The 15,415-nt window shown below is 40.6% G+C and carries 9 protein-coding genes; 5 read left to right on the top strand and 4 right to left on the bottom strand.

All coding sequences use genetic code 11. The features are described 5' to 3' along the window. The first annotated feature begins 117 nt into the window (after window positions 1–117). Complete coding sequence (purB, locus tag RE476_RS07055) at window positions 118–1,455, top strand: adenylosuccinate lyase (RefSeq protein ID WP_309306957.1); 1,338 nt, start codon at window positions 118–120, stop codon at window positions 1,453–1,455. Between the two features lie 16 nt (window positions 1,456–1,471). Here the strand turns inward: purB and RE476_RS07050 are convergent, their stop codons facing one another. Together RE476_RS07050 and uvrA are read right to left on the bottom strand one after the other, a co-directional pair. Beyond that, window positions 1,472–4,105: a histidine kinase N-terminal 7TM domain-containing protein gene (locus RE476_RS07050; RefSeq protein WP_309309571.1), complete on the bottom strand. Its 2,634-nt coding sequence runs from the start codon at window positions 4,103–4,105 to the stop codon at window positions 1,472–1,474. A gap of 245 nt (window positions 4,106–4,350) precedes the next feature. Then, window positions 4,351–7,176 (bottom strand): excinuclease ABC subunit UvrA, encoded by a 2,826-nt coding sequence (gene uvrA, locus RE476_RS07045; protein WP_309306956.1) that lies wholly within the window; start codon window positions 7,174–7,176, stop codon window positions 4,351–4,353. Between the two features lie 387 nt (window positions 7,177–7,563). Here uvrA and RE476_RS07040 point away from each other — a divergent pair, with 387 nt between their 5' ends. The 4 genes from RE476_RS07040 (at window position 7,564) to RE476_RS07025 (ending at window position 10,434) form a co-directional block, all read left to right on the top strand. Beyond that, a complete protein-coding gene (locus RE476_RS07040; RefSeq protein ID WP_454786169.1) occupies window positions 7,564–8,379 on the top strand; it encodes a DUF7139 domain-containing protein in 816 nt (271 codons plus the stop codon). 3 nt (window positions 8,380–8,382) lie between these two features. Continuing rightward, window positions 8,383–9,435, top strand: a complete 1,053-nt coding sequence (locus tag RE476_RS07035) for a disk-shape morphogenesis protein volactin (protein ID WP_309306954.1) — start codon at window positions 8,383–8,385, stop codon at window positions 9,433–9,435. Between the two features lie 229 nt (window positions 9,436–9,664). Then, window positions 9,665–10,159 (top strand): flavodoxin family protein, encoded by a 495-nt coding sequence (locus RE476_RS07030; RefSeq protein ID WP_309306953.1) that lies wholly within the window; start codon window positions 9,665–9,667, stop codon window positions 10,157–10,159. An 80-nt stretch (window positions 10,160–10,239) separates the two neighbouring features. Next, window positions 10,240–10,434 (top strand): hypothetical protein, encoded by a 195-nt coding sequence (locus tag RE476_RS07025; protein WP_309306952.1) that lies wholly within the window; start codon window positions 10,240–10,242, stop codon window positions 10,432–10,434. Window positions 10,435–10,477: 43 nt separating this feature from the next. Here the strand turns inward: RE476_RS07025 and RE476_RS07020 are convergent, their stop codons facing one another. Together RE476_RS07020 and RE476_RS07015 are read right to left on the bottom strand one after the other, a co-directional pair. Then, window positions 10,478–12,181, bottom strand: a complete 1,704-nt coding sequence (locus RE476_RS07020) for a tetratricopeptide repeat protein (RefSeq protein WP_309306951.1) — start codon at window positions 12,179–12,181, stop codon at window positions 10,478–10,480. A gap of 95 nt (window positions 12,182–12,276) precedes the next feature. Next, complete coding sequence (locus RE476_RS07015; RefSeq protein ID WP_309306950.1) at window positions 12,277–15,324, bottom strand: FAD-binding and (Fe-S)-binding domain-containing protein; 3,048 nt, start codon at window positions 15,322–15,324, stop codon at window positions 12,277–12,279. Between the last annotated feature and the right edge of the window lie 91 nt (window positions 15,325–15,415).

Raw genomic sequence — 15,415 nt, 5'->3', positions numbered from 1 at the left:
AGCCTATTTATTGGTAGATTAACTATACCAGAAGCATATCATTAATTGGAAGATACTATAATATACTAGCATATAGACCGATATATTATTCATATCAAGATCATGGAGATTCAATAAATGGCAATCCACCCCATAGAATACCGCTACGGAACAGACGAAATGAAATTTGTCTGGAGTGAGGCTAACCGCCTTGAGAAAATCATGAAAGCTGAGGCTGCACTTGCAAAGGCTGAAGCAGATATTGGACTGATCCCTAAGGAAGCTGCAGATATAATAGAGGCCAGTATTGGTTCTGTGGAGCTTGAAAGGGTAAAAGAGATCGAGGATGAGATACACCACGACATGATGGCAGTTGTAATTGCGATGTCCGAAAAGTGTGAGGAAGATGCAGATAAATGGGTACACTTTGGTGCTACATCAAATGACATGCTTGACACTGCAACAGGTCTTCAGTTAAAGGATGCTGTTAAGATCCTTGAAAACAAGGTTCACAAGCTTCTGGATGTACTTCTTATTCAGGCAGATACTCATAAGAATCTCGTATGTGCAGGAAGGACACATGGACAGATCGGTGTTCCAACAACCTATGGATTGAGGTTTGCCATATGGGCATCTGAGGTTGCAAGACACATTGAACGCCTTGAACAACTCAAACCACGTCTTATAGTCGGTCAGATGACAGGTGCCGTAGGTACTCAGGCTGCATTTGGTAAGGACGGTATTGAGATCCAGAAAAGGGTAATGAAGTACCTCGAGATTGGTTCAGTGGATGTTTCAAACCAGATCATCCAGAGGGACCGTCATGCAGAATTTGTCATGTGGATGGCAAATACCGTTACAACCCTTGACAAGATAGCAGTGGAGATACGCACCCTTCAGAGAAGTGAGATTGCTGAGGTTGAGGAAAGCTTCAGGAAAAACCAGGTTGGCTCTTCCACAATGCCACACAAGCGTAATCCTATCAAGTCCGAGCAGATTTGTGGTCTTGCAAGGATCGTGCGTGCAATGGTCGAACCAGAACTCCAGAACAACACTCTCTGGGATGAAAGGGACCTGACTAATTCATCATGCGAAAGAATAGTTTTCCCTGAGGCATGTGTTCTTACAGACCACATAATAAAACTCGCAATTGGTGTTATCGAAAATCTCAGGTTCTACCCTGAAAATATCCGCCGTAACCTTGATCTTCTTAAGGGTCTGAACATGGGTGAGGCTGTAATGATAGAACTTGCAATGCGCGGAGTAGGTCGCCAGGAAGCCCACGAGCTTGTACGTTCCAGTGCAATGGAAGCCCATGAAACAGGCAAACACTTTAAGGATGTCCTGCTGGCAAACCCAAACGTTGCAAACTACCTGAGTGAAGATGATATTACCAACCTTGTAGACCCGGACAAATACATCGGTACTTCTGTGGAACAGGTTGAGGCCGTTGTTGCAAAACTGAAGAGGAATTGATTTCCTCTTTTTTTATCTATTTTTCCAGGTCAAGTTTTACAAATTCAATTTCGTCTTTCATTTGTTCCAGCAGATCGGGGACAATTTCTCCGTTGAGCTCAATGGCTTCTTCAAGTTCCTTTGCCAGATTACCAAGGATATTAAAATTAATATTAAGTGCTGCTCCTTTCATCTTATGGACATGAGCTTTTACTCTCTGTATATCTTTATTTGAAAGATCCGTTATTATATCTTCCAGATTAGATGTAATGGATCCAATAGCCATAGAAGTCAACATACAGTATACTTCTTCATTCTCATTTATTGCTTCCAACAATTTTTCTTTATCGAAATGGACTGACTCAATAGCATCATCATTGTTGTCATTATTTCGATTTATTTCAATCATGAAAAGCCATTTATCCAGAATATGTTGAATCATGTTGGAAATAATTGGTTTGGTGATCTGATCATCCATGCCTGCTTTCAGACATCGTTCTTTTTCACCCTTAAATGCATTTGCAGTAATGGCTATAATTGGTGTGAGCATCCTATTTTGAGATTCAAGTTTCCTGATCTCCCTTGTGGCATCATATCCATCCATTTCAGGCATCTGTATGTCCATGAAGATAAGATCAGGCTTTTTCTCTTTGAATATTTGAACAACCTCTGTTCCCGTCCCTGCCTTCAATATTTCTGCTTTCGGTAGTAATCCGGAAATGATGATCGAAGCCAATTCCATATTTGTTTGATTGTCTTCGGCTATTAATATGGAATATTTTGCTTCCTTTTTATCTTCTGTGAGGGCTTTGCAGGGATTTTCAGGAACATCTGTAATAATTGTTTTCTCTTCTTCTTTTACGGGAAGAACGACTGTAAAATAAAATGTGCTTCCTTTTCCAACTTCACTTTCAAGCTCAAGTTTTGATCCCATCATTTCCAGAAGTCTGTTTGAAATGGTTAATCCAAGCCCAGTTCCGCCATATCTGCGGTTTATGGAACCATCTTCCTGTGAAAATGAATCAAATATCTTATCTCTGTTCTTTTCTGCAATTCCAATTCCTGTATCTTTTACTGAGAATTTAATTCCAATCTCATGTGTGTCATCAGGGATATTGAAAGTTTCAACTTTTAGTTCGATCTCTCCCTTCTCTGTGAACTTAATGGCGTTACTCAAGAGATTGATCAATATCTGCCGTAATCTCAGATTGTCAACAATAATGTGCTTTGGTATGTCAGATACTATCTTCAATTTGAGCTCAAGCTCTTTTTCATGAGCCTTGTACTTGACAATATCCGTAATTTGGTTAAGAAGCTCTGTAAGTTCTGTTATTTCCGGGTCAAGTTCCAGTTTTCCAGCTTCGATCTTTGAAAAATCCAGTACATCATTGACCAGATCAAGCAATGTATTGGCTGATGTATACACTGTTTGCATGTAATGGAATTGAGAATCTGTAAGTTCAGTTTGCATCAGTATATCTGAAAAACCAATAACTCCATTAAGAGGTGTGCGGATCTCATGGCTCATGTTGGCAAGGAATTCACTTTTGGCACGATTTGCCATTTCTGCCTGAGCGGCCATATTTTGTGCATGGGCTGTGGCTTCTTCAAGATACCTATTAGTTTCAAGCAATATTTCTTCTGCTTTCTTCTTCTCTGTGATGTTTCGAAGAGCGATCATTTGTCCCATTATATTCCTATTATCATCTAAAAGCGGAAGGAAATCAACATTCAGCCAGACACTTGCACCATCAATGTTCTTGTTTACTTCAATACTGTCTATTCCATGCGTACTTTGGATATTATCAATAAGTTCTGGCCATGAGGCCAGCACTTTGGATGCATGTCTTCCAATGTCCTCTGATGTAAGTTCAAGGTATTTAATGGCGGAATGGTTGTAATCAACTATTCTTTGCATTCCATCGAGAACAATCACTCCGTCAGGTAATTTTTCAAATAGTAAGCTCCGTGCCAGAGGAGCTACATCCAGTAGCTTATAGTGAGTCATTCCTACATAGATCAACAGACCACTAAATGCAAGGGAATAAGGAATCGGATCAAGACCAAGTGGGAATATCCTGGCAATGTAAAGTAATAATACTAAAAAAGGCACCATTATACCAATCATTACTATGGTGACCTGCTTTCGAAAAGCTGGTATTACTTCCAGCCACATTTTCAGGAGAAGGATTATGCTGAAAATGATACAGGCAATTTGATAGAATTGCTGAACACCGTACCATATTCCTGGCTCGAATACAAGACTGGGGAAAATTGTTTCAGAGCTCAGGAATATCTCTTTGTGATATAAAGTATGCTTCCCGGTAGTAAATACAAGGATCATAGTTATCAATGGAATTGCAAAGGTAGCAACGATTGCAGGTGTGGTTAACAAGTGTTTTTTTCCTGTATATTTTATCGCAAAAATAAGCATAAAAAGAGGTATAAAAGCAATTCCTATGTATTCAAGTTTATAAAATGTTAGAGCAGAATTCAATGTTGTTGAAGATATTTCAAATGCATAAAAAAATGCATAAATAATGATGAAAAATAATAATAACGAGAAGCTGGTAGTTCCATTTGTATTTTTATGTTTTTGAATATGAAATATCAGTACACTCAGGAGACATGCCAGGATGATTAAGGGAATTGCATAGTAATTGAGGTACATATTTACATCTTCTGCTGTATCATATAGCATTTTTGTAATCGTTTTTCAGATTTTCCATCATGAGTTCATTTCCTGGTGATTCAGGTATTGAGCTCATAAAATCTATAAGAGAGTATTATATTACACGCCAATAATATATAAAATAATATTATTATGAAATTTATATATTGTACTCAATGGGCCTTGTACAAAAGTATTATTAAAAAATAACTGATAATGAGCAGGAACTGTCTGAGTCTATTTTATTATAGCATTTTCTTCAAGAACTTCCCTGTATAGGAAATATAGCTCTTTGCCACTTCTTCAGGAGTTCCTTGCGCAATAACTTCTCCGCCACGGTCTCCTCCCTCAGGCCCGAGGTCTATTATCCAGTCTGCGGTTTTTATGACATCGAGGTTGTGTTCGATGACTATAACTGTGTTACCTGTATCCACGAGTCTCTGGAGGACCTCAAGAAGCTTTTTCACATCGTCAAAGTGAAGACCTGTTGTGGGTTCATCTAATATGTGAACTGTTTTACCGGTTGAGCGCTTGCTTAGTTCGGTTGCGAGTTTCACTCTCTGCGCTTCTCCGCCTGAAAGTGTGGTGGATGACTGTCCAAGTTTTATGTATCCCAGGCCCACATCGTTAAGTGTCTGAAGCTTGCGGCTGATAGTAGGAACATTCTCAAAGAACTCAAAAGCTTCCTCAACTGTCATATCAAGAACTTCGGCTATATTCTTGTCCTTGTAGGTTACTTCAAGGGTTTCCCTGTTGTAACGCTTGCCATGACACACTTCACATGGGACGTATACGTCAGGCAAAAAGTGCATTTCAATGGTGATTATCCCGTCACCTGAACATGCTTCACACCTGCCGCCGCGGACATTAAAACTGAAACGTCCGGGTTTGTAACCTCTTGCACGTGCCATTTTTGTCTGGGCGAAGAGTTCCCTGATAGGGGTAAAAAGGTTAGTGTAAGTTGCGGGGTTTGATCTGGGTGTGCGTCCGATGGGTGACTGGTCTATGGTTATTACCTTATCTACATTCTCAAGTCCATCTATGGAACTGTATTTGCCCGGTATGTCCCTTGCTTTGTTAAGCTGTTTTGCAAGCACCTTGTTAAGCGTTTCATTGATTAGCGTACTCTTTCCGGAACCGGATACTCCGGTGATACAGAGAAGAATACCAAGGGGGAATTCCACATCAATTGACTTGAGGTTGTTCTGGATGGCACCCCGGAGGACCAGAGTACCCGTAGCTTCCCTTCTTTTATCGGGAACCTCTATCTTCAGTTTTCCGCTCAGATATTTTCCGGTTGTGGAATTCTTGTTCTTCATTATCTCTTTAGGAGCACCTTCGGCAACTATTTCTCCTCCATGTATGCCTGCTCCTGGTCCCATATCAACAACATAGTCGGCGCTGGTTATGGTTTCCTCATCGTGCTCGACCACGATCACGGTATTTCCTATATCTCTCAGGTGTTTTAATGTTGTAATGAGTCTGAGATTATCCCTCTGGTGCAGACCAATACTTGGCTCGTCAAGTATGTAGAGCACGCCCATGAGACTGGAACCTATCTGTGTTGCAAGCCTGATACGCTGTGCTTCTCCTCCTGAAAGCGTGGCTGCGGACCTGCTCAGTGTCAAGTAGTCCAGACCTACATCAACAAGGAACCCAAGCCGTGCCTTAATCTCTTTGAGTATAAGACGAGCGATTGTATATTCCCTGTCATTGAGTTTTGGTTCAAGTTCCTTGAAGAATTCCAGTGCTTCATCAACGGACATTTCCGTTACGTTGATTATATTTTTTCCATCGATGGTTACGGCGATAGTAACTGGTTTGAGTCTCTTGCCATGGCAGGTCAGGCATGGTTTTGTGCTGATGTACCTGCTCATCCTTTCCTTGCTGCTCTCTGATTCTGTGCCTTCGTATACCTTGGAAAGGTTTGCTATTACTCCTTTAAAGCGGCCTTTATGTTTCCACATACCGCCATTCTTTCCTACATGGACAAATGGAATAAGTTCTTCACTGCCATTGAATATGATGTTCTGGATACTTGGTTCTAGCTCCTCAAAAGGAGTGTCCATTGAGAATCCTTTATAGTTTGCCAGGGACTGAAGTGACTGCATGTAGTACCCATCAGCTTTTTTGCTGTACCAGGGTTCTACTGCTCCTTCATTAAGCGATAGTGTCCTGTCTGGAACTATCAGGTCAGGATCGAATTCCATTGATGTTCCAAGACCGTGACATTCAGGACATGCACCCTGCGGACTGTTGAATGAGAATGCAGCAGGTTCCATTTCTTCAAAACCGATTCCACACTTAGTACATGCAAGCTTCTCGCTGAATGTCAGTTCCTCACCATCGATGACCTGAACTGTAAGTGTACCTCCGCTTTTCTCAAGTGCGGTTTCCACGGAATCTGATAGTCTTTCCTCGATTCCTTTCTTGATTACAAGCCTGTCAACCACGATGTCAATATTATGTTTAAAATAACGTCCGAGCTCTATATTTTCAACATCATCCAGCGTGTGCACTTCACCGTCTATGCGTACACGTGTGAAACCCTCAGCAAGCAGGTCGGTGAGGAGTTTCTTGTACTCTCCCTTCCTCTCTCTTACAAGTGGAGCCAGCACATGTATTTTGGTGCCTTCCCGCAGGTTCATTATGCTGTCAACTATCTGGTCAACGCTCTGTGTCTCTATTATTCGTCCACAGTCAGGGCAGTGTCTTATACCGATACGGGCAAAGAGCAATCTCAGGTAATCATAAATTTCAGTAACAGTACCTACTGTGGAGCGAGGGTTCTTGCTTGTGGTCTTCTGCTCAATGGATATGGCAGGGGACAGCCCTTCGATATACTCCACATCCGGTTTTTCCATAAGCCCCAAGAACTGCCTGGCATACGCTGAGAGTGATTCCACATATCTGCGCTGTCCTTCGGCGTAAATTGTATCAAAAGCAAGTGATGATTTGCCTGACCCACTAAGTCCGGTGATGACGATTAGCTTATCACGCGGCAGGGTGAGGTCAACATTCTTAAGGTTGTGCTCCTTAGCACCTTTAATCCTGATGCTGCTCAAAGACATTGTTTATCTCATGAGGTTGATTAATAGGTATAGTTTACGGTGGACTGCAGAATTTAAAAAAGAGTTTGTTGTCTTGCGTTCTCTCTGCTTGCCGAATCCTTTTTTTGGATGCTGCGGATCAAGGTTATGATCTTTACTTTTCTCTCGAACTCTGTCATCGAGTTGTTAATTGGCGATTTACCTATATGCGGGTGATGTAAGCGGGGTGAAAGTATTATGTTTGTAGTATCTTCACTTTATTTCATTTAATAAGATCCAATGTTTTTGTTGATTTATCTCGATGATAATCACATTGAATAGTCCTGGGTGGTTAATATAATGTACTATTTATTAACACATATTTATTTATTAATATTTATAATATATATATATGTATAAGCACAAACTATATATTATAAAAAATATTCAATACGCGTAATGGAATCAAAATTCAGGTACTATTTTGGATCAATGATATTCCTCTCTGGCCTTATTTTATCCATCAGTGCAATCGGATTTGCTATAATGGTTCATCTCAGAAGAACATCTGATCCTTCAGAAATAATAACCACTTATGGTCTTCTGGGCATTGGACTTTCCTTTGTACTATTGGGCATAAATCTGATGATAAGTCAGCGCAGACCCTACGGTCTTTATAGTAATTGGGTTATGATATTCGGATTCCTGTCTTCAATTTGCGGAGTACTTTATTTTGCAACCATCTATTCGAATAGCTGGGTATATCCAAATGTTAGCTATGTATCTTTTTCATATGCTGCAGGTATTTGTCTCCTTTCAGGAAATGCCTTTGGGAATGCAGTTCTAAAGCTTATTGAAGAGCGTTCCAAGCTATTGCTTGAAACAGATACGGTCAACCAGTATTCTATTGAGGATATTGAAAAAGAAGTCGAGAAGACATTAAATGAATCTTTATCCGGCAATAGTAGTTTTTCGACATTTAATCTGGGTATAAAAGAAGACTCATGTGATTTTGTTCTGGGAAAAGCTCTGAAGGAATCAGCACAGAGCAAAATCGAATTAAGGGATAGTATCAGGGAAGTCGAATTTCTGCAAAATACCATCAGTGGAAAGGTCAAAGTGAGTGATTGCGGCATTGATCTGACAAGCAAAATGTTAAGTGCAACAATGAAACAGAGTGCAGCAGAGCAAAATAGAACTTTTTCGGATAAACTTAAAGTTAAATTTAATTCAATCAGGAGATAAAACATGGCAAAAGGACTTGATGTTGGAACAATGAACATAATAAGTGCAGAGAAAGGAAAAGGAGATTCTATCTCATTTGCACAGCAAAGAAATGCATTTTTGGAAATGGAAGCAGGGGACCTGGCGCAAAACATGCTGGACAGTGCCAAGATACTATACACCCAGAAGGATAACATGATCAATGTACTTGGGGAAGATGCTTTCAAGTTTTCAAATGTATTCAACAAGCCAATTAGAAGGCCAATGAAACAGGGTATTATCAGTCCTGACGAGAAAGAATCCATTCCGATGATCAAACTGATCATTGAGAGAGTATTAGGTAAGCCTGAAAAAGAAGGAGAGATAGTATACATTTCTGTTCCTGCAAGTCCTGTTGACAGCAAGGTCAACGTACTGTATCACAGCAAAACCGTTGAAGCTCTGGCAAAAAGATTCGGTTATCAGACCCATTTGATCGATGAAGGTTTGGCAGTTGTATTTTCCGAGCTTGGTGACTTCAATTTTACAGGTATCGGTATTAGTGTAGGAGCAGGCATGACAAACATAACAGTTGCCTATCTTGCAACTCCTGTAGTCTCATTCAGCATTGCAAGAGGCGGAGACTGGATCGATGAACAGGTATCCAGTGCCACCGGAGTAGCAAATGAAAGGATAACTGCAATAAAAGAAAGTGACTTTTCATTAAGCTCAGATTATGAGATTGGAAGTGTCCAGGGTGCACTTGCCCTCTACTACGATGCTCTAATAACGTATATTATTGCAAACCTGAAACGAAAACTCTCCGAAGTAGCTCCTCCGGATGCAGAATTCCCAGTTGCTATCGCAGGTGGCAGCAGCCGGGCAAGAGGATTCATGGAAATGTTTGAAATGAGGATCAATGAAGCAAATCTTCCTATCAATATCTCCAAAGTAAAGAAGAACAAATATGTTTTATCAGACTCTAAAGACCCTATATATTCCATTGCAAGAGGATGTCTGATTGCAGCTCTGACAAGAGAAGATGCTGAAGTAGTTGAAGCCGTAGATGCTAAAGCTGAAAAGGTAGCTTCAGCTTAACCCTTTTTCTTTTTCAGTTAGTGCCAAAATCCTTCGGGGTTTTGGTTTATTCCCTTTTGATTTTTTAGCAAAATCCCTTCATAATAGAGTTACTTGCCTGAAATGTCAGGTGAATTGACTACTTAAGGTCATTTTTTTGTATCTCTTCCAATTAACTACAGTTTCCTGACGCTTATCTATATAAATCTATAGTGGATAAACTAAATTATCAAAAAACAGAGGTATCCATATGAAGACACTTGTTACATATATGACCCAGACCGGAAACACACAGAAGATCGCAGAAGCCATTTACGGAGAACTTGAAGGGGAAAAGGAGATCAAACCAATAGGTGAGGTCACGGACCTTGAAGGATATGACCTTGCATTCATAGGTTTCCCCGTTCTACAGTTCGATGTCCCGCCAAAGGTAAAGTCCTTTTTATCAGAGAAAACATCCGGCAAGAATGTAGCCATATTCATGACCCATGCAGTTCCTGAAGGATTCGAAGCTATCCACTCCTGGACCGGTTCCGCTTCACAGGCTGCAGAAGGTGCAAACATACTTGGCACATTTGACTGTCAGGGTGAGCTTGCACAGCCTGTTATCGACATGCTGTTAAAGGCAGACGACCCGCAGATGAAAGCATTCGGTGAGATGGGCCCATCCACAAAAGGACAGCCTGATGCATCACGCGTACAGAAAGCTAAGGAATTTGCAAAGGAAATACAGGCAAAATTATAATAACCTGTCTTTCTTATCTTTATCTGGAAAAAACGTCAGACGAGTCTAAACAACTGAGAAACAAACGGAGGGGATAATTTATGGCAGACCAGAAAAAAGCTCCTGTATTCTGTGAGAACTACTGTCTTGTATGTAAAGGTGCACGTGCCGGCAATGGCTTTTTCAAAGCTATCCAGAACATTGAACTCAAGATTTTTGGCGCGAAAGGTTGTCCATGGGGCAAGGCAAGAACAGAATACTATGGTGTAACGCCTGACCAACCAATTAAGAAGTAAATTTTAAGAATAAAGGCTCAAAGCCTTTTATTCTTCTTTTCTATTAAATGTTCTGTATTAGACTGCGTAATTCTTCTACAGTCATTGGGGGGTTTGTTCTGTGAACCATATTGTGGCAATTTGAGCATAAAAGAGCAATATCATCATGCGTTGTTTTGGATGAACCTTCCCTATTTCCTATTGGTTCTATATGATGGGCAATGATGTAATTCTTTCCAATCTCGCCGTACACATCTTCATAACTGATTCCGCATACTTCACATCGATAATCTGAATCTGACTTCTTATTCTTAATAAGTGTCGAATTTCGTTTCCTAAAAGTAACTTCTCTTCTATCCTCTTCTCCCTCATCAGCTTCAACAATATTATAACTTATGTTATTCCAAACACTTCTTGTTTTTTGCTTCTTTTCAAGATGGTGGTCTAATTCTTTATGTTGTTTTGTCCCAATATTGTGGAGAGCTTGAGGACTTTTGTTTGACGGAAAAATCTCATAGTCTAAATCATGGTCAAGGGTATAATTTGGATTGATTTTTAAAGCTTTATCGATGCATTCTTTTGCTTCTTCAATTTCCCCTTTTTTATCCAAAGATAAACCTTTTTTGTACAATGCTTCAGCATTTTTCGGATCAACTTTTGTTGCTTTATTGTATTGTATGCGTGCTTGTCCATAGTTTCCATTTCTATACTTTGAATCGCCTTTTTTAATCCAAATATCTGCATCATCAGGCTTTATTTTTGATGCATAATTAAAGTAATTAAATGCTTTTTCTAAATTATTATTTTCAAAGTATTCAGTGCCTATATCATAAAATGCTGAATAAGTTTCTGAACAAATTATAGGTGAATCAGCTGGGCTACCAAACTGAGGCGTTCTTATTTTTTCAATTAAATGGTTAATGTTTTCTGAACTTGTATCGACTCTCTTAATATTTTTCAATAAATCATCATACCTTCTTAAATTGATGAGATAGCAAATTTTGTTCATTAACAATTCAGTATCTTCTGGTTTTATAGCTAACGCAAGATCAACAGTTTCCAATGCTTCATCATATTTGCTTAAATTGTTGAGATAACAAGCTTTATCACTTAACAATACAGTATCTTCTGGTTTTATAGCTAATGCAAGATCAACAGTTTCCAATGCTTCATTATATCTCCGCATATGGTTTAAATAAGATGCTTTACTCTTCAATATGTAATCATCATTTGGCTTTATTGCTACTGCTTTATTAAAATATTCTATACCTTCGTCAACTTGCGATTGGCAACCAAAAGTCAACCAAGCTTTATCTATTAATAAGTCTGTATCGTTTGGTTTGAGTTCTAATGCTATATCAACTAATTCTAATTGAACATTGTCGAAACTTTCTATTATTTGGCTGCACGACAATTTTATAATATCTGGTGATATATTCAATGCTCTATCAAAAGTTTCCACAGATTCATCATATTTGCCATAAGTGTCATATATTTTAGCTTTGATAAACAAAAGTTCAAATTCTTCTATAGTAATTTTCTCTTTGTTGCATTTATTTGAGATTGATTTTTCCAAATCAATATTATTAGACATTATATCATAAGGAGTGGGGCATATATCGCAAATACGATTTATTTTTTTGATCCATATATCAATATTATCCGGCTTAATGGCTAATGCTTTCTCATAGCATTCGATTTGCTCATTCAAAGTCAGAGCTTCTTCCGCTAATGTTAACCACTCTTCAATATTATTTTGAGAATCCATAATTTAAAATATACCTACATATTATATATTAATACCTTTCTGAAATAAAAAAAAATTGACACTGCCCTCAAGCAATGTCAAACAAATCTAAATCTTCAGTTCGTCTTGATATACTCGATCATCTTCGGTGTCAGCAGAGGTATGAGCTGCGGAAGCATGTTCGGCAAAAGATTGCCCATTGCAGCCGGCATGAGGTCTGGCATCTGCTCGAGCATATAATCCGGCATTGGGACTCTCTTTTCAACAGCCTTGAGCATCTTTGGCATGACCTTTGGCATAATTGAAGGCATGAGCATAGGCATCATTATCGGCATCATGGGTTTCATGAGTACATCCATGCCCGGTACGTACTTCACCGTCTTCATCATGGCCTGCATGTATGAAGGCATGGCTCCGATCATGTCAGGCAGGAGTTCCACCATCATCTCGGTCATGTTCTCCGGCTCCATCAGCTCTATCATCTTTTCGAAGGTCGCCCATGCAACAAGAGCATCAGTTGTAGTTTCCGGTATGTCATATCCAAGACTGCGTGCTGCAAGTGCTGCAAGGTCCTCTACCTTCATATCTACATTATTATCCCTTGCAGCGACCCTGAACTGAACAAGACAGCACGGACAGAGTGCAGCCATGATGTCAGCATCCTGGTCAACAGCTTCCTGCAAACGGGTATTACCTATCTTGCTTGCTACTTTCGGCTCATCGATAAGGGTTACAACTGAACCACAACAGAGTGCTTTCTCACGGTTGTGTTCCATCTCCTTGAACGTTACTCCCGGGATTGCTTTGAGCAATTCTCGTGGTGGCTCGTAGACGCCTGCACCGGCTCTTCCCAGGTGACATGAATCATGCCATGCAATGGTCTTGTTAATTGGTACCTTGAACTTTGGCTTCAATACATCCAGTTTATCCAGCAGGACTTCTGAATAGTGTTTTGCCTCAATGTCAAAGTCCATTCCAAGTTTCTCAGCCCACTGTGGATAGATAGTTCTCCACATAAGCAGACATGCAGGACATGATGTAACAACCGTCTTTGCGCCAAGTTTCTGCATGTTGGCGATGTTCATTTTCAGGATTCTCTCGAATACATCCCACTTTCCGGCAACGAGCATTGGAATTCCACAACATGCTTCCTTGTCACCAAGGTATGCGAAATCTATTCCAGCTTCATCAAGCAGCCGGACCGTACCCTCTGCAACATCCTTTTCCACAAAAGATGCGGTACATCCTGCAAAGTATGCGATCTCGGCCTTGTCCTTGATCTTTGCCCTGATATCATCAGGCAGCCACTTGTCCCTGTCAACCCTGTAATTTGCCCAGATGTTCCTCTCCTTGTCCAGACTCTGAGCCATGATTTCAAACGGGGGGATTGTCATCATGCCTCTCTTCTGGACAAAGTTCTCTCTGAGTGTCATCCATGAACGTTCGATAGGCAGGTCAAGCTGACAGTTATGATCACACATCTCACAGGTGGTACAGGCAAGGAAAGTATCTACCTGTTCCTGGTCAAGCGGCATTTTTCCGGCAAGGTATTCCTTGATGAAGAACCACTTACCACGTGGGGACTGTGATTCCCAGCCTCTGCCATAGTACTGGTCACACTCATTCACACAGTATCCACACTGGGCACAGGTGTACGCATGAGATATAATGTCGCCCGGTATTTTTTTCTCCTCTTTGAATTCCTGATCGCCAACCCCTGACATATTTCCGACCATGCGGGCCATTGGCTCGAATGCTCTTGCAAAGGAAAGTCCTGTCTTCAACATAGTTTTGCCAGTCAGTGTTTCAGGGTTCATTATGTCATCAGGATCGGTCTGCTTCTTAAGCTCCTGAATAAGAGGCAGGCGCTTTTTGTAGACCTTATCTGCCTGTTGCGCAAAATAGAGACCAGATGCATATATCCTTCCGCCATTCTCCTCAGCTATCTTTACAATACTAAGGGCAAGCGGGAATGCAAGATTGTACTTGAAGGATCTTTCCGAGTGAGGCATGAAACAAAGCATAATAGCTTCATCACCCTTTGTGACCATTCCCTCTACCAGTACAGGAAGCCCAATCTTTTTACCGATCTCTGTGAACATGGTGTCTATCTTATCGACAGGCACTACCACTTCAGCAGGAATAAAGGAAGGGCCAAGTCTCTTCACTTTCATGGACCTGAACCATTCCTGGGTCTCATGGTCAGCAATTTCCTGTGGCAGGATCACTCCGCCAGCTTCTCTGATTATGTCTTCAAGGCCGCTGACATCTCTTGACTGCGGATAGGCAAAATTACATATGTAGGAATGCGGAAGTTCCGGCCTGTGTTCCTCAACAGTTTCTCCATAATGTGTTTTATATGGGGATTTGTTCTTCATGTCAGCCCATTGTGGATTTAAGAATGAGATGGCCCAGATGGGTATTTTCTTCTCCCCTACTTTCTTGATCGCTTTCTTCATGCTGGAAGCATCAGGGAATCCTGCAGAGATAGCAGCGTTCTTTTCGTACTTCCTTAATTTCAGGGTAACCTGTGTGATGATACCGGTAGTTCCCATTGTGCCGATGATCTTGTCAAGCTCATTTCCTGAGAAATCCTTAACTTCTCCATTTGGCAGGACGACCCTGGCAGATTCCATAGTGTCCTGTGACCAGCCGTATTCATAACTTCCGTAACCCACACCGTTCTGCGCAAGCCATCCTCCAACTGTTGCGGAAAGTGCGCTTGATGGAACTGCCTGTACAGCCAGTCCTTCCTCGTTAAGTTTTGATTCAAGGTCATACCAGACGGCACCTGCGCCTACAGTCACTTTGAGATTATCTTTGTCAATATCGATTATTTTCCTCATGGGGGTTACATCGGCAATTATACCGCCCTTTGTGGGTATGATGCCGCCGTATCCTGATGAAGCACCTGCTCTTGGCACGATTGGTATCTTGTATTTGCGTGCAAAATTAACAAGCTCAACAGCTTTTGCTTCATCCTTTACTTTTACAATCGCAGCAGGCTTTGTTTTGCCAACCATTTTTTTTACAAGTGATGGCAATGCTCCCACATCATGTGTGTAAAAGTGTCTTTCCTTATCTTTGAAATTAACTCCTCTTCCGAAAATGTCAGAGAGTTCTTTCTTTTGTTTCTCAGTTAGTTCAAACATTGAATTTGTCATGGTAACCCCAATATGTATTGGATACTGTTAGTTTAAATAATTTTTAATGATGTATCCTATATATAGTGTATTGAATACTTCGGAATAAGCC

It is taken from the genome of Methanolobus mangrovi, assembly GCF_031312535.1.
Taxonomy (GTDB): domain Archaea; phylum Halobacteriota; class Methanosarcinia; order Methanosarcinales; family Methanosarcinaceae; genus Methanolobus; species Methanolobus mangrovi.
The sequence above is the reverse complement of the archived record's forward strand: the minus strand, read 5'-3'. Positions and strand labels throughout refer to the sequence as shown.